Raw genomic sequence first — 17559 nt, 5'->3', positions numbered from 1 at the left:
ATTTACAATAAACGCCCTTTGACAATTGCATTGCCGCCATACTTGCGCCGGATTTCCTCTATCGCTTTTTCTGATCGTTGATCTTTTTGGCTTTCTGCCATATCAAAAAGGTCTGGGGCCACAGGGGTTACCCGATTGCTATCTTGTAGCATGGAAAATCCTGTTCCGATCAGGCGATAACTCCGGCCATCACACAGGGGTTCCAGCAAATCAACGGAACAGTTAAACAGTTCTTCTGCCGATTGTGTGGGATGGGGAAGTTGGCGCGAACGGGTAATGTTGCGAAACCCCGTTGTTTTAAGCTTCAATGTCACCGTGCGCCCTGCCAGTTCCGCCTTTTTCATACGTTCTGATATTTTTTGACAAAGCGGATAAAGCTCCCGCTTCAAATCGGAAAAACTATGCAGGTTTTCATCCAGCGTCACCTCATTGGAAACACTTTTAGTCTCTGATTGTGGCGTTACCTTACGATCATCTTCGGCGCGGCAAAAATGATAAAGCCTTGCACCGATTGCCCCGTATTGGCGCATCAAATCAATTTTTTCAAAAGCACGCAATTGTCCAATCGTTGCAATCCCGTCCGAGGCCAGTTTTTTTTCCATAGCCGCCCCGACACCAAAGATCATCTTCACAGGCTTATCTGTCAAATAATCCAAGGCTTCCGAGCGACCTAAAATCGCAAAACCACGCGGTTTATCCAGATCGGATGCCAGTTTTGCCAAGGATTTATTATAGCTTAATCCAACGGATGCGGTAATGCCGATCTCTGTTTCAATGCGCTTGATAAGACGCACCAGAGTGCGCGCCGGACTACCGCCGTGCAAGGCTTCCGTCCCGCTTAAATCCAAAAAAGCTTCGTCAATGGACAAAGGTTCGACCATAGGGGTCGCCTCAAACATCAGGTTTCGGACTTCGCGTCCCACTTGACCGTATTTCCCCTTGGACGGTGGCACTACAACCAAATCAGGACAAAGTTTCAAAGCCCGCATCATCGGCATGGCGGAACGCACGCCATAAATGCGGGCGATATAACAGGCCGCCGCCACAACCCCGCGATGTCGCCCACCGACAACGACAGGCTTATCTTTCAAGGCCGGGTTATCGCGTTTTTCCACGGTTGCGAAAAACGAGTCACAGTCAATATGGGCAATATACAGGTTGTTTAATTCAGGATGCGACAAAAGGCGCACGGACCCACATTTCGGGCAACGTTGGCTGTCCGGTCGATCTTCGAAACTATGGGCGCAATCGCGACATAATGTAGGTAAGCGTTTTGTCATGGCGCTATTTTAGCGCAGAACACACAAGAACAAAAAGAGAATATTTAATCAGTATGCAATTATATTTTCACTGGATAACTGGCGGTAATATTCATATTGACGGCCAGAGCCACGCCGCCCCGCGCACACCACTGGAATCACCATGAACGGCCTTGCGCAGTTCCGTATCGCATTCATTGCCAAACACCCACTTTGACCAAAGTTCCGGTACGGTTTGATACCATCGATCCATATTGGACAAGCCACCGCCCAAAACAATTACATCAGGATCAAAGATGTTAATCACACTCGCCAATGCCCGTGCCAGACGATCTTCATAAACCGTAAAAAACGGATCCGTGATATCAGGGGGCAAACCGGCAATTTCCTTGGCGCTCATCTGCGCCCGCGTTGCCGTTTCAAACATTTGTGCCAGAGCCGGACCACATAAAAAGGTTTCAATACATCCGCGAAGACCACAATAACACAACGGCCCGGGTTGTTCGTCCCCTCGTGCCCACGGCATAGGGTTATGCCCCCATTCACCCGCCACACCGTTCACACCAGCAACAACCTGCTTGTCAATAACCAGCCCGCCGCCTGCACCGGTGCCAAGGATGACACCAAAGACCGTTTGTGCGTCTTTCCCCGCCCCGTCAACGGCTTCGGATAAGGCAAAACAATTTGCATCATTTGACATACGCACATCGCGGTCCAATGCATCGGATAAATCTTTTTGAAACGGTTGCCCGATTAACCAGACCGAATTCGCATTTTTAACCAAGCCTGTTTTTTTAGAAATCGAGCCGGGAATACCGACCCCGACACTGCCTGTTTGACCGATTTCCTGTTCTGCACACCACACCAAATCGCGAATCGATTGAATGGTATCTTGATAATTTCCCTGTTTTGTGGGGATCCGTTTTCTTAAGAGTTCTTGTCCAGACGGACTTAAACACAGAATTTCCGTTTTCGTTCCCCCAAGGTCGATTCCGATTCGCATAAGAAATTCCAATAAGTTACGAAGTGTTAATCAATTGTCGGCATTGTATCACAAGATCGGATCTGTCAATGGGCATTATTTGCCCATGCGATTGGGGCGGAAACTCCTTTGCAGGTCAAGGTGTTTATAGTTAGAATAGCGTGCTGTCCGTATGTTCGGGCACAGAATTTTGAATCAGGGAAACCAAGAATGGCTGATCAGTTGGAATCAAAACTGGGCATTTCTAAAAAAGGCATTTCGTGTGCATTGGGTCTAAAAGAAAAATACAAGACCCATCAACCGATTTGCGTCCCCGGCGAAAAGACAAAAATCCTCATGCCGGAAAACCTGTTGAACATCAATCTGGATCTGGAAGCACTGGAAGACCCGATGCCGCTTTCCCTGATGGCGACACGCGACCCAGAATCCCCGATGTCTATGGCCGCCGCCGCCCGCCTCAGCCCCAAGGCCGGAAAAAACAAATTTGTCGGCGAAGTCATGCGCATTGTTGCCGATGCCTCCAAACATGAAAATGTCACGCATGCCATTAACATGCTGCATGAAAATGATTTTCACCCAAAGGCGATTGGTGAAGTCGTGCGACAAACCAACCGCGCCATTGTGCAGACCCGCAAACAATTTTCGTCTGCCTTGCGTCAAAACCTGCATGCCTTGTTAGATGGCGAAATGGCGCCGCGCCTGTTTGTAAAAGAATTTTTCCAATTGACCGAAAACGGCAACTTGCGCCACGACATTCGTAAACGTCTGGTCACTTCCATGCTGTTATCCACAACGATCCGCCCCTCTATCAAATTTCTTTTCCTTGAAAACTTCGACCGCCTGCCCGAAGCCGTCCGTATGACCATCATCCGCGACGTATTGACCGCACCGGAAAACCACCATACCGAAGTCATCAAAGAAGAACTGGCCTGGATCGTTAATAACGAAAAAGGCGGATCATTCAAATATCACTAAGGTATTTGGGCACAAGATTTTTAAACGGCCTATCCTTATATAAAAAGGATGGGCCGTTTTAATTTGAGGATAAAAAAACATGTCTGAGACCATTCATTATCCCTTTGATGCCATTCCCGATGGCGGTACATCTGTCGAAGTTGCCCCCGGGGTTCATTGGGTGCGTATGCCCCTGCCCTTTAAGCTGAATCATATCAATTTATGGGTCCTGGATGACGGCGAAGGGTTAACAATCGTCGATACGGGCATTGACCTGCCCAATGTACGCGAACGTTGGGAAAAATTTTTTTCCGGCCCACTGGGGGCCAAACCGCTGAAACGCATGATCGTCACCCATTTTCATCCCGACCATGTCGGCTTAGCGGGCTGGTTTGAAGAAAAATATGATCTCCCCCTGTGGATGACCTTGGGCGAATGGGGAATGGCGCGTAATTTAAAACTGGAAACAACGGATCGATCCGGCACCTACCTTGCGCAATTTTATCGTCGGGCAGGATTTGATGACAAACTCATGGCCCTGATCCCAGAACGCAGTGTGTCTTATCCGTCCCGTATCAGTATGCCGCCCGCCGGTATTCACCGTATTCAGGACGGCGAATTGATCCGCATTGGCGCGCATGACTGGCAAGTGATTGTCGGTACAGGCCACAGCCCGGAACATGCCTGTTTATACTGTAAAGATTTGAATGTCTTGATTTCCGGTGATCAGGTTCTGCCCCGTATCAGCCCTAATATCAGCATTTGGCCGCAAGAACCGGATGCGGATCCCCTCAGCCAATTTTTAAACAGCTTGAACCGCTTTGCCCCTCTACCGGACGATGTTTTGGTTCTGCCCTCCCATGACTGGCCGTTTCGCGGTCTGCATGCCCGTCTTGCCGATCTGGCCCATCACCATGATGACCGGTTGGAAGAAACCTATAACCTTTGTGCAAAACCGGTAACCGCCTTGCAGGTTCTCAAAGGGTTATTCAGCCGGGAACTGGACAGCCATCAAATCTTCTTTGCCATTGGCGAAAGCCTTGCCCACCTGCATCATCTGGAAGCAAAAGGACGTTTGCAAAGGGACGATGGTATGGACGGTATATCTCGCTTTGTGCAAATAAAATAAAGTACAATCTTATTGGCAGGTGGGTTCATCCAGATAGGTCAGTTCGACCAAATCACCCACCAAAACCAAATCACCAAAATCCTGGACCAGTCGTGTCGCAATCCCGTCTTTGCGGTAGCGTGCGCCGATTTGGGTCGATGCAATGCTATCCTGACTACCCGGTTGGTGAAAAGACAATTGCATATCCCACGCTGGTGAGGGGGCCAATGTTGTTCCCTTCACTGCATGCAATGCTTTGCCTGTGTACGGTGTCATAACCGCATCCACATTGAAAAAGGCATCCTCCCCGCTGCCATCAAAATAAGGGGAGGAAAAGACAAGGTCACCTTTTTGCGCGCGTTCAATCGATTCAATCAAATGCGTTGTTGGAAAACGTGTCCCTTGCGGGATATCTTCGCGCCGCCCATCCGGGTTGGTATAGACGACAACGCCTTTGCCCTCTTCTAAACGGGCTTCCCCGCTGAAATTTTCTACCTGAACACCATTTTGTTTCATGCGACTGTGAAACCGGATCCGCTTGCCGTCATGAGCTTCCCAACTGGTGTAATTCCAGTTCATTTGGGATTGTTGGGCATTTTCAAAATCCATCGTCACATGACTTTGATGTTCAACCGTCCATCCGTCACACACGTTCTTAAAACGATAGCGTAACATCCCTTTTGCCTGTTCCACCCCGGACCAGTTTCGCCCGGCTTGATGAACCTGCTTCATGGCGTATGTCGCTTCATGGGAACGCAGTTTAAATGGCCCGGCCGCAGCCATCGCAACATTTGCAATGCTGAGTGCCCCAATTATGGTCAATATCATTTTCATATTCCGACTATACCTTGAACAGATCATTTTTGCCGAGGCGGCATTTTTTGCCTAGCGACGACAAGTTTCAACTAACCCATTTCCGCCGATTTCAGATTGTTTTTCTGGCACATGTTTTGCGTGGTTATCCAAAAATCCGGCATCATGCACGATGCAGGGTAAATATGTGTTTTGAAAGAAAGATTGGCAACCGGGGGGAAGCCTTAAGGGAATGAAACGATAACAAGGGCGGAGTACCGCAACATGTTTGATAACGTAAAGAACAATGATACTCAGGTCAGTGAACTTGTCGCCAGCATCTGCCGATTGGCAAGTTGTATGGAAGGGCGTGGCGATGCCGCACAGCGGGAAGAAACGCTGCATGAAACGCTACGCCTGACTTATAAACTGGAGGAAGCCCTTAACCAGCGCAATGAACGTATTGCGTATCTGGATCGACTTGCCATGACCGACAGTCTGACAGGCTTATTAAACCGGCGCGGCTTTCAGGCCGAATTGCAACGTGTTCTCGCCTCGGCACGGCGGTTTAAGGAAACCGGCATTCTCGCTTATATTGATCTGGACGATTTTAAACAGATTAACGACACCTTTGGACATGCCTGTGGGGATGAAGTTCTATGTCATATCGCCCGCGTCATGGAACGTATGACACGGGGGATGGATTACGTTGCCCGTCTGGGTGGCGATGAATTTGCTATTTTACTGGTTCGAAGCCAGTGGCAGGACGGCGAACGCTGCATTGAAAAAATTGCCCATGAAATCAACAGCACCACCTTACGCTGGCAGGAGCATTTATTAAGCTTAAAGGCCAGCTTCGGCATCCAGACTTACGACCATAACAGCAGCACAACCAACTTAATTTCCGCCGCAGATGATGCCATGTATCTCACCAAAAAACTGAAACGAGACAAATGCACATTAAGCGCAGCAGAATAAGTGCCCAATCGGCACAAACAAAAGTGATGACAGGAGCGGATCATGCATATTGACCCGACATTGTCACACGTCCTGCTGCACGAACAGGAAAATCAGTCTCAACGGTCAATAACGACAGGTCCCACAAGCCATGCCTTAATTACACCACCACCCGGACCGGATGATTTAACCAGAATCGAACAACAAAAACGCATTGCGCCACAAGATATTGTCCAGTTTCAAGGCATTGAAATTGATCTGGACCAACTGGACGCGATCAACAACACAGATGACAACACCGTGGATGTCACTTTTGACATTCGCACCATGACCCCGCGCGAAATGGCGGATTTCAGCCTTGACCTATATATCGACGGCTCGCTTTCTTTCGAAGAATATTCCATGCTGGCGTTCCAGCCGGAACTGCACCCCGGTTTTGAAAATACCATCGGCGCCTTGACCGGAGAACGCGCCGACCCGGACCGACCACGCGATTACATTCAACAATGGCAGGACCGTTTTGATTTTGAAAAACGTTATCCATCGGGCGACCCCAAAAAACTGGAACAAATCGACCGAATTTTAGGTGTCCTGCATGGCTTCGAAGAAACACTTGATTTCGTCGCATAATTCGCCCCTGTCGCCCTGATGACGTGTTGCTGTCTTTAAAATTCTCCTCTGTTTTTTCCATCAAATCCCCCATAAGGAAAAATCATGGAACAGATCTTCAATGCGGGCTTGGCAGCTATTAATCTCACATTTAGCCCCGAAACAATCTGGTTTCATTATCCCTTATTCGGATGGGGTATCGGCTTGATTTTACACGCAATAAAAACAATCCTGCCGGACTGGGAACAGCGACAGGAAACCCACTTGCGCAAAAAGGATTAACGAAGCCCCCTTCCGTTTGTCGATTTTTATGTTAGTCTGCCTGCCTCATTCTAGGATTTGATTAAGCAAGGCACTTCGAAATGGTCGACATTAAAGATCCCGAAAACACACTGTATCTGGACCTCAAAGACGGGCGCGTCACAATTGAACTGCGCCCCGATTTGGCCCCCAAGCATTGCGCCCGCATTAAAGAACTTGCCCGTGAAGGCTTTTACGATGGCATTGTTTTTCACCGCGTGATTGACGGTTTTATGGCACAAACAGGTGACCCAACCGGCACAGGGTACGGTGGATCAGGTACGAATATCGATGCTGAATTTTCAGACGAACCCCATATCGAAGGGTCTTGTTCCATGGCCCGTTCTATGGATCCCAATAGTGCAGATAGTCAATTCTTCCTTTGTTTTGACCGCGCCCCTCATTTGGACAATCAATATACGTTTTGGGGTCAAATTATTGACGGTATGGAACATGTTCACGCCATCAAAAAAGGCAGCCCGTTTGATAATGGCAGCGTCGAAGACCCTGATGCCATTATCAAAATGCAAGTTGCTGCCGACGCAGAATAAAATAAGGAAATACAATTATGTTGAAACGTTTGGTTCTTTCACTTTTGGTCGCCCTCGGCCTGAGCTTCAGCGCACATGCTGCCGATTTCGATAAGGAAAACACCATTTACATGGACCTGAAAGATGGTCGTGTGGTCATTAAACTACGTCCTGATTTGGCCCCGAAACATGTTGAACGCATCAAAAAACTAACGCGCGAAGGCTTCTATGATGGTGTGGTCTTCCACCGCGTCATCCGTGGTTTTATGGCGCAAACCGGGGACCCGACCGGTACCGGCATGGGCGGCAGCCAATACCCGGATTTGCCTGCGGAATTTACCAACACACCGCATGAAACCGGCACCCTGTCAATGGCACGCTCACGCAGCCCGCACAGTGCCAACAGCCAGTTTTTCATCGTCTTTAAGAAAGCCGCCCATCTTGATGGTCAATATACGGTCTTCGGACAAGTGGTTGACGGTATGGAATATGTCAACAAGATTAAAAAAGGCAGCAGCTACGAAAACGGTAAAGTCACCAACCCTGACAAAATCATTCGAATGCAAGTCGCTGCAGACGTTAAGGAATAAGCTGACCAATATGAAAAACCCGGTTCGCGCAACCGGGTTTTTCTTTATTCTATCTGTTTATAATACCCATCCAAAATCGCCTGCAAGCGGCCCGATTTCTTAAGGCGTGCAATTCCTTTATTCAGGATTTGGCGCAATTCCTCTGCCTGTGGAAATTGCCGCGATACCATCATGTAAAAATGATCTTTATCCGCACCCGGCACGGGAAAATATTCAATTTCATCTTCTGTAAACAGCTTTTTCCCTAACAAACCAAACCCCACAATCGCACTGGGGCGCGCCAGAAAGAAGGTGCAATAACCGCTCAATGTACGTGACACCAAAGCAGAAAACGATTTTCCGATCAACGCAAGTTTATCGTTTTTAAGAACACCCGTTCCTTCATAATTATAAGAATAACGCCCACAGACACGTCCATAGCCGAATAAATCGGCTGCAATCAAAACAGTTGGTGGTTTTGAAAAACGTGATTTTGCATAAAAATAATGAATTTCGGTTTCGTAATAAGAATCGGTGTAGAGAAATTTCTTATCGCGTTCCGGATGGAAGGACGCGCTTAACGCCACATGAAAGACGTTTCCTGCCTCGCTATGTTCCAGACATTGCTTCCATGACGGCATAAAAAATTCAGCCTTTATATCGTGCGGCGCCAATATTGCGCGCACAACATCCACATCATAGCCTAAAATTTGATCGGGATTGTCCGCTAAAGTGTATGTATAAGGCGGCCAACCGGACCCGTCCCCGCAAAAACGGATTGTCTTACCTGCCAAACTGCTTGCAAAGGCCTGTGAGGTCATCAAAATCAGGGCCAGAAGGCATAAAACAGCCCGATTTTTGCAAAACATTTCATACACTCCGTAACTTCTAAGCGCATATGTTAACGAACTTTCCCCAATGGGTCTATTGGATTTGCCTAACAATGACCACATTTAAGCGCGATATAGCACCTTAACAAATAATCACATTGATACGGATTTGCCATGAGCGTTACCATCGCAGAAAAAGCTGAAAAATACGACCTTCGGGTTCCGCGCTATACCAGCTACCCTACATCCCCGCATTTTCTGGAAACCGATAACGATAAAGAATATCGTCAATGGCTGTCCAATCTGGATCCCAAAACAGGCGTATCGTTATACATCCACGTTCCGTTTTGCGAGTCCATGTGTAACTTCTGCGGATGCTATACAAAAATCGTCAAACGCTATGACCCCGTTTCCGACTATCTGGAATATGTCCATAAGGAAATCGACCTGCTGGCGGCGGCCTTGCCTGCACGCATGACGGCCAAGCACGTCCACTGGGGCGGTGGTTCCCCCACCATGTTAAAAGCCGACGACTGGCGATCCATCATCGACAAGTTGAAAGACCTGTTCGATATTGATGAAAATTCCGAACTCGCCGTCGAACTGGACCCGCGCACCGCAACGGAAGACTACGTTCAAGCCATTGCCGAGGCCGGTATCAACCGTGCCTCCATTGGTGTTCAGGATTTCCATGAAGAAGTACAAATCGCCATCAACCGTGTCCAGCCGTTCGATGTGACCAAACGGGTTGTGGAGTGGCTGAAAAAATACGGCATTACCTCGATTAACTTCGACCTGCTGTACGGCCTGCCCTTCCAGACGACCGAACGCGTCATTGATATGGTGGACAAGGCTGTCAGTCTCGAACCCAAACGATTTGCTGTTTTTGGTTATGCCCATGTACCGTGGATGAAATCTCATATGAAGCTCATCCCCGAAGAAGCGCTGCCCAATGCCAGTGAACGCTGGGAACAAATGGAAGCCGCCGCCAAACGGTTGGAAGAACACGGCTTTGTCAAAATCGGTCTGGACCATTACGCCAAACCGGATGACGAAATGACAATCGCCATGAACGAAACCCGTTTGCACCGTAACTTCCAGGGCTATACGATTGATAACAATCCGGTGATGTTACCGCTTGGGGCCTCCAGTATTGGACAGACACCGGATGGTTATATGGCAAACGTTCAGCCGTTGCGCGATTATCGCCGCATGATTGATGCCGGTATGCTCCCCATCGGACGTACACGCGCCTTAACCAGCGAAGATATCCTGCGCCGTGCCGTCATCGAACAAATCATGTGTAATATGAAAGTTGACCTGCCTGCCCTGTGTCGCGCACACGGCGTGTCCGAAGATTTCTTTGCCGCCGAAGAAGAAAGGCTGCAAACCTTGATCAAAGACGAAATCTGTACATTGGATAACGGTGTTTTGACCTTGCCGGAAGAAGGCCGTCCCCTCATGCGGTTAATCGCGGCAACCTTCGATACCTATTTACAACAGGGACAGAAAAAACACTCCCGCGCCGTCTAGATTTAACATACCGTGCCCAGTTGAAAGACTGGGCACGAGACGATGCAAAGAATTTTATGTCTCGTGTCTCTTTTCTGAAGCGGTGGTCCAATAATCTGTCAATTCCCACCGCACAAAAGGGTTCTAAAATGGAGGAGCACTCACCCCTTTTTGCCCTTACTTGATAATCATATCCCGTGCCTTGACGATCATGTCGAATAAATAGCCGCTTTCATTTGTGCCGCTTTTATCGGGATGCAAAACCTTAAGCAATACTTTCGCCCGCTCTGGCGCTCTATTCGACTGATCGGGGTGCAAACCCAGCATATAATGCGGATCGGACGGAACAAGAACGACATTCTTTTCCTGCATTTGCGACAGTTCGGCCTTTATATCGTTATATTGCATCTTCAATTTTTGAATTTCACGCTTTTGCGCCTTGATTTGCCGGTCTTTTTCACGCAGTTGGTCCTTCGCAAATTCATCAAGTCGTTCATGCAAGCTTTTCTTATCCATAACCCGTTGATACTGGGACTGAATACAGGCTTGGCAAAACAAAACCGTCCGTAAATCTTCGAGGTTCTCCCCGACAAGCTCATCGGTATATTTTGCATTCCAGAATAAATTCAAATCCGCAAAATATTCCTGAAATGAACCAACAGGTGCCTGTAGGATATGTTGATAGGTTTGATAATTAAGCGATAACATTTTCGCAAAAAATTTATGAACGTCTGGCCCTGTCAAAAACCGGATATAAGGGGAACGTTCATATTCTTTTTTATAGTCTTCACTGAAAAAACGATTTTGGTCGTTGAAGACCTCTTTCAAACTTGCGGCTTTTTCCCGCAGACCATCCGGCAAAACAGCTTCAAAAGAACCCCAGCTCACAAAATGCAGATAAAGCGAAAAAGGCAAATAGAGTGACATTGCCTTTTTCTTCTGATGATCAATGCTTAAGGGGAGACGAATACGCATTCCAAGCGCAACCTAAGCCAGCTCAGCTTTAATTTCTTCTGCCAAGGCGGCAATCGCTTCCATATCCCCCGGGTTATGTCCCCAGTTCATTTTTAAATCATCGCCATTTGCCCGTGGCATAACGTGAATATGCAAATGAAAGACCGATTGCGCGGCCCCTTCCCCATTGGCTTGCAGAATATTGATCCCGTCCGGTGAAACGGTTTTTTCCACCGCCAGTGCAATTTTTTGCACTGTCACCATACAGGCACTTAACCATTCCGGCGGAATTTCAAAAATATTCGGGGCATGATATTTGGGAATCACCAGCACATGACCGGGGTTTGCCGGATTGATATCCATAAAGGCATAGGTTTGCTCGTCTTCATAAACCTTCAGGCTCGGGATTTCATTGCGTAAGATTTTGCAAAAAATACAATCGTCTGCAAGTGACATGGGGTATCTCCTTTTTACACCTATGCGATTTTACCAGTCTATCATGGCTCTTTTCTTTACATTTGTCATAAAAAAATAATTCGCTTACCGAACATTTTTATGGCATAGAATTTATTAATCGGTATAATCTTACCGAATTACAATTAAGTCTCTTGTCATAGACCAACGATGAAGTGAGCGAAACACCATGACTGAATACAATGCCCCGATTACCGAAATGGAATTTTTGATTAAAGACGTCTTTGATCTCAACTCCATTACCGCATTGCCCGGCTACGAAGAAGCAACACCGGACATGGTTGACGCAATTCTCGAAGAAGCCGGCAAACTTGGCCGTGACGTTATCGCTCCGCTCGCACAAGCCTCTGACGAACAAGGGGCAACATGGAACGACAACGAAGTCACCACGTCCCCGGGATTTAAAGAAGCCTATGCCCAATTTGTCGAAGGTGGCTGGAACGGGATCGGTTTTGACCCGGAATATGGCGGCATGGGCCTGCCTTTTGTTCTGTCCAACGCGGTCAGCGAAATCTGGAACTCGTCCTCCATTGCCTTTGGCCTGTGCCCGATGTTGACAGGTGGCGCCATCGAAGCCATGCACCACCACGCATCTGAGGAACAAAAAGCAATTTTCCTTGAAAAAATGGTTACGGGCGAATGGACAGGCACCATGAACCTGACCGAACCGTCTGCCGGTTCCGACCTCGCCGCCGTCAGCGCCAAGGCTGTTCCCCAAGACGATGGGACTTACAAAATCACCGGTCAAAAAATCTTCATCACCTTTGGTGAACATGATATGACCGAAAACATCATTCACCTTGTTCTTGCGCGCACACCGGATGCACCGGCAGGGTCACGCGGTATTTCCCTGTTTATCGTTCCAAAATATCTGGTCAACGAAGATGGCAGCCTTGGGGAACGCAACCCGGCTTATTGTATTTCGATTGAACATAAGCTCGGCATTCATGGCTCCCCGACCGCGACCATGTCTTTTGAAGGCGCGACAGGTTACCTTGTTAAAGAAGAAAACAAAGGCCTCGCCTGCATGTTCACCATGATGAACAACGCCCGCCTGAACGTGGGTAACGAAGGTTTTGCCGCAGCCGAGCGTGCCTATCAATGTGCGTTGAACTACGCGCGCGAACGCGTTCAAAGCCCGGTTATCGGGTCCAAGGACAAAACATCCGTCACCATCGACAAACACCCCGATGTACGCCGTATGTTGCTGACGATGAAAGCAAAAACCGAAGCGGCACGTGCCATTTCCTATTTCACCGCACGCCAGCAGGATATCGTTGCCAAAACCGATGACAATGATGCGCGCGCAACGGCCGATGCCTTGATCCAACTGCTGACCCCGGTGGTCAAAGCCTACAGCACCGATATCGGTATCGAAGTCGCCAATGACGGCATTCAGGTTCATGGCGGTATGGGCTTTATCGAAGAAAGCGGTGCCCCGCAATGGCTACGTGATGTACGTATCACCGCTATCTATGAAGGCACCAACGGCATTCAGGCCAACGACCTGATCGGTCGTAAAGTCGGCATGAACGGCGGCGCTTATCTGGATATCCTGCTGCCGATGATCAAAGAAGATCTAGCCGCCGCCAAAGCCAAAGGCGGTGTCTTTACTGAAATGGCCGAGGCCATCGAAGTGGGCTTAAACAATACGGAAAAAGCAACCGCATGGTTGTTGGAAAGCTTCAAGGAAGACCCGAAACAAGCCGCAACTGGGTCCGTTCATTACCTGCGTTTGCTCGGTAACTTGTGCGGCGGTTGGTTGCTGACCAAATCCGCCTTGATCGCACAGGCGAAACTGGATGCAAACGAAGGTAACCCGGCCTTTATGAAAGCTAAGATCAACACGGCCCGTTTCTTTGCCGAACAGATCATGCCGACCTCCAGCGCGTTAAAAGCCATCTTTACCAAAGGCTACAACGCGGTATTGGAATGCGAAGACGATTGGCTGTAAAATCCAGCCCAATGCCTTGACGAAAAAGAACAGTCTCTTGAAAAAGGGGCTGTTCTTTTATTTTTAACCTTTGCCCTTATACTACAAATGTAGTAAGTACCGTTTTCATATAGAACACCTCTTTTGATTGCGGTATGTTTTATAAACGAAACGGGGAAGCCTCTATGCGTTGGGCGCTATCTTTTTTATTCTGCGTTATCCTTGTCCTACCTGCATATGGCGAGTTGCCTGTACGCGCCTCCAAGCAATTGAAAATCGCCTTTAACAACCCCGGTTTTGCCGACCGTGGGTTTTGGAAAGATGTCAGCGATACCATGCAAGCCGCCGCCCATCATTTCGGGGCGGACCTGCATATCTGGTACGGGGATCGAACACCAAACAAAATCCGCGAAAACGCGGCTGAAATTTTCGATTCCTCTATTGATTTTGACTACATTATTATTGTCAATGAATATCAGAAATTATCCGGTTTCTTACGCAAGGCCGAACAACGCCGTATTCCCACTCTGTTTTTGCTGAATTCCATCACAGATCAACAAAAACAATTCATCGGTCGCCCCGGTCAGATTTTTAAATATTGGCTGGGCAGTATCACACCGGATAACGACAAGGCCGGATATGAAATGGCCACCTCGTTATTGGACTTTGCCCGCGCGCGCAACTGGCAAGCACCTTATACGGTTTTAACCCTAAGCGGGGACAACCGCACACCGGCATCATTGGAACGCAACGGTGGCCTCGGGCGTTTTTTGAATAAAAAGACCGAATTACGAGAAATCCATCGCGCCTACACCAATTGGTCCAAGGATCAAGCCTTTGACGAAACCAACAAATATCTTGCACGTGCCCCAGCCCCGAAACTGATTTGGGCGGCCAACGACAATATTGCCCTGGGTGCCATCGCGGCCATGAATAAACATCAACTGAAGGCAGGCCAGGATTACGCCATTGCCGGGTTAAACTGGTCCAAAGACGGCCTGAATGCTGTTCGCAACAAACAATTCACCATGACACATGGCGGTCATTTTTTCGCCGGGGCATGGGCCATTGTCACCCTGTTTGACCATCACAACAATCAACTGTTGGAAAAAGAAATCCACTTCCCCATGGAAGCCATTACCTTGAAGAATATCGACGAATTTGAAAAGAAACTCGGCACCCGCGACTGGTCAAAAATCGATTTTACCCGTTTCAGCAAAACCCAAAACAAAACGCTGATAACCTACGATTTCAGCCTCAAAAACCTCCTTGCAGCGACACACCCCTGAACAAGACGCGTCCTTCCTGTTACACTGGGTCCCCGCGTTCGCGGGGATGACAAAGTGGGGGGGGCAGCAACACAAACATTGCCCATATCATTTAACGCCCCCTAAACGTCATCGTCGTACTTGATACGATGATCCATCTAAAAGGCCGTGTGCGTTCGTTCAATCCCTCATCTTGCCGCGTACATAGGCAATGATCGGCGCAAGCCATGCAAATTCACGGGAACTGCCTGCATATGCAATTAACATATCCATCAGGCCCATATCTTCAAGCTGAATGAGAAAACGTTGCGCACGCCATTCAAACGCCTTACGATTTAACGCATCCACCCCGGCGCGGACTTTGCGCGCACAATCCACCACAGGCTTGGCAACAACGGATAAAAGGTTGCCGACACTGCGTACAAAATCAACGACAACCGGGTCGGATACGACAGCTTTATCATCCTCTTGCGGAACATAATCATCAAAGAGGAAGTCGGCATACGTCTTAAATTCCTCAATAACATCATCATCCAACAAGTCGCCTTGATCATCCAGTTGATTGACAACCTCGCGGGCAAAATCTACATCCGATTTTGCCACCCCTGTATCTGCATCTTTTTGATAATTGCGCCATTCCGGCACCTGTTTGATGAAATCGTTGTGATTGACAAGCAAGGCCGCGAGTTCAGCGGCCACATCGTCCATCAATTCATCTTTGGCCCGTTGCAGCAATTCTGACAGGCGGTTGCCTGTTTGCCCCAGCTTTATCACATTCATATTTTCAAAATGGGACGACAAAGCCTCTTGATACCGCTGCACAGCCCGATCCAGCGCACGATTATTGCCTTCTGGAACGTAATGAACAAAATCTTCCAACGCATCACGCAACCCATCCCACGCATCATGCCAGCGTTTATCCTGCGCTGCATCACGCGTGGTCAAAGGATGGGGTTGAATGTGGACTTTGTGATCTTCGCCCACCTGCAACATAATTTCTGCAAGGCGTTGCACGGGTGGTTCCGGCACCTGATAGCGTTTTTCCATCTCCGCAATCAGGGCGTTGACATGGGCGGCACCTTTGTTCCAGTCTTCATCGGGGATGAGGACGCGTTCGCGTTCCAATGCTTCAATCACAAGGCGACCGTTGGGGCGCGGGCCACCGACCAAACGGTCTTCGTACCAGTTGGTCCAGACCTGCCAGTTTTCATCCAAATTAAGCAAGGCTTCCTTCATCGACTGCCAGCGTTTTTTTAACTTCGAGTCCATCTCACCTAAAAAGAGCGGCCTTTCTATCAAGGCGCCAACAGCATTGTCTTCTTCAAGGAACGTAACATCATATGAAATTTCTTGCCATACGTTTGAAACGATGACATCAGAAGACCTATAAGAAAGGGCGGCAAGAGCTGCATCTGCGGTTCCTGCGGCAAGAGAGGCAACAACGTTCTTAGAGAAAGCGTAAACAAATATGTTATCAGCATCAACATTGGGCTTCATAGCTAACGCAAATACAGCATTAGCGAAAGAAGCACTTGGTGCTGCATCAATTGCTAGTTCCATTATATCCTTGCTTAACTCGATACCCCCAAACCAAGATATCGACATCGCACGTAAAAGAGGCAGAATCATTGCATCTTTATCTTCATATACTACTGCCTTGTCAAAAATCGGTATAAGCCGTAAGGCGATACGCGCAGCAATGGCAACTGAAATCTGCTTATCCTGCCCTTTCAGCCATTCTTTCAGTTCCTCCGATGAAGTAATCTCTGTCACGCTGGCTTATCCTATTTCCATTTCTCATCTTCCCTTGGGGCAAACTTTAACATGTCTTGTCACGGCATTACCACAGGTTTTAATGATTGGAGTAAAACATCTTTTTAGATGGGTAAATGCAAGGAAAAAACGTTTCTCCCGATGTAAAGACTGGGTCCCCGCGTTCGCGGGGATGACGAAAGGAGGGGCCTCAAACACCGTCATTCCCGCGAACGCGGGGACCCAGTCTGTCCGGTAGGATCACACCTATCCCGCCTCGCAATCCGATCTTCCCAAAAAGCGGAGCCTCACTGCTCAGACGACGAGAACCTCGACCCCGCCTTCGCCGAACATTTCGCGTGACACGGTCATGTCTTCTTCCCAGCGGGATTTGAAATCATCGGTCATGGATGATCCATCCACTACCACGCGGGCAATGCCTGCCTGAATGATTTTGCGCGCGCACCCTGCACAGGGGAAATGGGTTACATACAAGGTCGCGCCAAAGGCCGTGGCCCCGATGCGCGCCATATTGGCAATGGCGTTTTCTTCGGCGTGGCTGGTCCATTTGTATTTTTCAGGGCGTTCATGGCGGCATTCCACATCATCGTTCACGCCACGGGCAAATCCGTTGTAGGCAAACGTCAAGGGCGTGCCGTCTTCCATCATCACGACAGCACCGACTTGTGTGCTTTTGTCCTTGGACCATTTTGCCACCGTGCGTGCCACTTCGATCCCACGGGCATTCCATTTATTTCCGGCCATCTTGCCACCCT

The 17559-nt window shown here is 48.6% G+C and carries 18 protein-coding genes; 10 read left to right on the top strand and 8 right to left on the bottom strand.

The features are described from left to right. Positions 1 to 2: 2 nt before the first annotated feature. Together IEW74_RS06385 and IEW74_RS06380 are read right to left on the bottom strand one after the other, a co-directional pair. Entirely contained in the window at positions 3 to 1280 is a 1278-nt protein-coding gene (locus IEW74_RS06385) for a DNA polymerase IV (protein ID WP_188662905.1), read from the bottom strand. Between the two features lie 91 nt (positions 1281 to 1371). Beyond that, a complete protein-coding gene (locus IEW74_RS06380; RefSeq protein WP_188662903.1) occupies positions 1372 to 2262 on the bottom strand; it encodes an ROK family protein in 891 nt (296 codons plus the stop codon). A 189-nt stretch (positions 2263 to 2451) separates the two neighbouring features. Between IEW74_RS06380 and IEW74_RS06375 the strand changes: the two genes are divergently transcribed. Further along, positions 2452 to 3216: a hypothetical protein gene (locus tag IEW74_RS06375; protein WP_188662901.1), complete on the top strand. Its 765-nt coding sequence runs from the start codon at positions 2452 to 2454 to the stop codon at positions 3214 to 3216. A gap of 79 nt (positions 3217 to 3295) precedes the next feature. Next, entirely contained in the window at positions 3296 to 4324 is a 1029-nt protein-coding gene (locus IEW74_RS06370) for an MBL fold metallo-hydrolase (RefSeq protein WP_188662899.1), read from the top strand. Between the two features lie 9 nt (positions 4325 to 4333). On the opposite strand, the gene IEW74_RS06365 is transcribed toward IEW74_RS06370, so the two are convergent. After that, the gene (locus IEW74_RS06365; RefSeq protein ID WP_188662897.1) at positions 4334 to 5131 is read right to left on the bottom strand and encodes an EipB family protein; all 798 of its coding nucleotides are present in this window, start codon (positions 5129 to 5131) and stop codon (positions 4334 to 4336) included. Between the two features lie 249 nt (positions 5132 to 5380). Between IEW74_RS06365 and IEW74_RS06360 the strand changes: the two genes are divergently transcribed. The 5 genes from IEW74_RS06360 to IEW74_RS06340 all read left to right on the top strand — a co-directional run bounded on the left by IEW74_RS06360 (position 5381) and on the right by IEW74_RS06340 (position 8081). Continuing rightward, complete coding sequence (locus tag IEW74_RS06360) at positions 5381 to 6073, top strand: GGDEF domain-containing protein (RefSeq protein WP_188662895.1); 693 nt, start codon at positions 5381 to 5383, stop codon at positions 6071 to 6073. A gap of 42 nt (positions 6074 to 6115) precedes the next feature. After that, on the top strand, positions 6116 to 6682 hold the full coding sequence (locus IEW74_RS06355; RefSeq protein ID WP_188662893.1) for a hypothetical protein: 567 nt from the start codon (positions 6116 to 6118) through the stop codon (positions 6680 to 6682). An 84-nt stretch (positions 6683 to 6766) separates the two neighbouring features. Continuing rightward, complete coding sequence (locus tag IEW74_RS06350; protein ID WP_188662891.1) at positions 6767 to 6943, top strand: 2TM domain-containing protein; 177 nt, start codon at positions 6767 to 6769, stop codon at positions 6941 to 6943. Between the two features lie 80 nt (positions 6944 to 7023). Continuing rightward, positions 7024 to 7512, top strand: a complete 489-nt coding sequence (locus tag IEW74_RS06345; protein ID WP_188662889.1) for a peptidylprolyl isomerase — start codon at positions 7024 to 7026, stop codon at positions 7510 to 7512. Between the two features lie 17 nt (positions 7513 to 7529). Continuing rightward, complete coding sequence (locus tag IEW74_RS06340; protein ID WP_188662887.1) at positions 7530 to 8081, top strand: peptidylprolyl isomerase; 552 nt, start codon at positions 7530 to 7532, stop codon at positions 8079 to 8081. 44 nt (positions 8082 to 8125) lie between these two features. On the opposite strand, the gene IEW74_RS06335 is transcribed toward IEW74_RS06340, so the two are convergent. Further along, the gene (locus tag IEW74_RS06335) at positions 8126 to 8929 is read right to left on the bottom strand and encodes a substrate-binding periplasmic protein (RefSeq protein ID WP_188662885.1); all 804 of its coding nucleotides are present in this window, start codon (positions 8927 to 8929) and stop codon (positions 8126 to 8128) included. A gap of 135 nt (positions 8930 to 9064) precedes the next feature. Between IEW74_RS06335 and hemN the strand changes: the two genes are divergently transcribed. Next, complete coding sequence (gene hemN / locus IEW74_RS06330) at positions 9065 to 10423, top strand: oxygen-independent coproporphyrinogen III oxidase (RefSeq protein WP_188662884.1); 1359 nt, start codon at positions 9065 to 9067, stop codon at positions 10421 to 10423. 156 nt (positions 10424 to 10579) lie between these two features. On the opposite strand, the gene IEW74_RS06325 is transcribed toward hemN, so the two are convergent. Together IEW74_RS06325 and IEW74_RS06320 are read right to left on the bottom strand one after the other, a co-directional pair. Continuing rightward, complete coding sequence (locus IEW74_RS06325; RefSeq protein ID WP_188662882.1) at positions 10580 to 11377, bottom strand: hypothetical protein; 798 nt, start codon at positions 11375 to 11377, stop codon at positions 10580 to 10582. 12 nt (positions 11378 to 11389) lie between these two features. After that, the gene (locus IEW74_RS06320; RefSeq protein WP_188662880.1) at positions 11390 to 11812 is read right to left on the bottom strand and encodes an HIT family protein; all 423 of its coding nucleotides are present in this window, start codon (positions 11810 to 11812) and stop codon (positions 11390 to 11392) included. A gap of 187 nt (positions 11813 to 11999) precedes the next feature. Here IEW74_RS06320 and IEW74_RS06315 point away from each other — a divergent pair, with 187 nt between their 5' ends. Together IEW74_RS06315 and IEW74_RS06310 are read left to right on the top strand one after the other, a co-directional pair. Beyond that, a complete protein-coding gene (locus tag IEW74_RS06315; RefSeq protein WP_188662879.1) occupies positions 12000 to 13784 on the top strand; it encodes an acyl-CoA dehydrogenase in 1785 nt (594 codons plus the stop codon). 164 nt (positions 13785 to 13948) lie between these two features. Further along, positions 13949 to 15052, top strand: coding sequence for an ABC transporter substrate-binding protein (locus IEW74_RS06310; protein ID WP_188662877.1), 1104 nt, complete (start codon positions 13949 to 13951; stop codon positions 15050 to 15052). Positions 15053 to 15211: 159 nt separating this feature from the next. Here IEW74_RS06310 and IEW74_RS06305 read toward each other — a convergent pair whose 3' ends face one another. Beyond that, entirely contained in the window at positions 15212 to 16804 is a 1593-nt protein-coding gene (locus IEW74_RS06305; protein WP_188662875.1) for a hypothetical protein, read from the bottom strand. Positions 16805 to 17098: 294 nt separating this feature from the next. After that, entirely contained in the window at positions 17099 to 17548 is a 450-nt protein-coding gene (locus tag IEW74_RS06300) for a deoxycytidylate deaminase (RefSeq protein WP_188662873.1), read from the bottom strand. Positions 17549 to 17559: the final 11 nt, after the last annotated feature.

This window comes from Terasakiella brassicae (assembly GCF_014641495.1).
GTDB lineage: Bacteria > Pseudomonadota > Alphaproteobacteria > Rhodospirillales > Terasakiellaceae > Terasakiella > Terasakiella brassicae.
Note: the sequence above shows the minus strand (reverse complement) of the source record. Positions and strands in the feature narration are given on the sequence as shown.

Bases quoted from the DNA above. Each gene is read 5' to 3' on its own strand.
- IEW74_RS06385 (WP_188662905.1), bottom strand. From the start codon at position 1,280: ATGACAAAACGCTTACCTACATTATGTCGCGATTGCGCCCATAGTTTC.
- IEW74_RS06380 (WP_188662903.1), bottom strand. From the start codon at position 2,262: ATGCGAATCGGAATCGACCTTGGGGGAACGAAAACGGAAATTCTGTGT.
- IEW74_RS06375 (WP_188662901.1), top strand. From the start codon at position 2,452: ATGGCTGATCAGTTGGAATCAAAACTGGGCATTTCTAAAAAAGGCATT.
- IEW74_RS06370 (WP_188662899.1), top strand. From the start codon at position 3,296: ATGTCTGAGACCATTCATTATCCCTTTGATGCCATTCCCGATGGCGGT.
- IEW74_RS06365 (WP_188662897.1), bottom strand. From the start codon at position 5,131: ATGATATTGACCATAATTGGGGCACTCAGCATTGCAAATGTTGCGATG.
- IEW74_RS06360 (WP_188662895.1), top strand. From the start codon at position 5,381: ATGTTTGATAACGTAAAGAACAATGATACTCAGGTCAGTGAACTTGTC.
- IEW74_RS06355 (WP_188662893.1), top strand. From the start codon at position 6,116: ATGCATATTGACCCGACATTGTCACACGTCCTGCTGCACGAACAGGAA.
- IEW74_RS06350 (WP_188662891.1), top strand. From the start codon at position 6,767: ATGGAACAGATCTTCAATGCGGGCTTGGCAGCTATTAATCTCACATTT.
- IEW74_RS06345 (WP_188662889.1), top strand. From the start codon at position 7,024: ATGGTCGACATTAAAGATCCCGAAAACACACTGTATCTGGACCTCAAA.
- IEW74_RS06340 (WP_188662887.1), top strand. From the start codon at position 7,530: ATGTTGAAACGTTTGGTTCTTTCACTTTTGGTCGCCCTCGGCCTGAGC.
- IEW74_RS06335 (WP_188662885.1), bottom strand. From the start codon at position 8,929: ATGTTTTGCAAAAATCGGGCTGTTTTATGCCTTCTGGCCCTGATTTTG.
- hemN (WP_188662884.1), top strand. From the start codon at position 9,065: ATGAGCGTTACCATCGCAGAAAAAGCTGAAAAATACGACCTTCGGGTT.
- IEW74_RS06325 (WP_188662882.1), bottom strand. From the start codon at position 11,377: ATGCGTATTCGTCTCCCCTTAAGCATTGATCATCAGAAGAAAAAGGCA.
- IEW74_RS06320 (WP_188662880.1), bottom strand. From the start codon at position 11,812: ATGTCACTTGCAGACGATTGTATTTTTTGCAAAATCTTACGCAATGAA.
- IEW74_RS06315 (WP_188662879.1), top strand. From the start codon at position 12,000: ATGACTGAATACAATGCCCCGATTACCGAAATGGAATTTTTGATTAAA.
- IEW74_RS06310 (WP_188662877.1), top strand. From the start codon at position 13,949: ATGCGTTGGGCGCTATCTTTTTTATTCTGCGTTATCCTTGTCCTACCT.
- IEW74_RS06300 (WP_188662873.1), bottom strand. From the start codon at position 17,548: ATGGCCGGAAATAAATGGAATGCCCGTGGGATCGAAGTGGCACGCACG.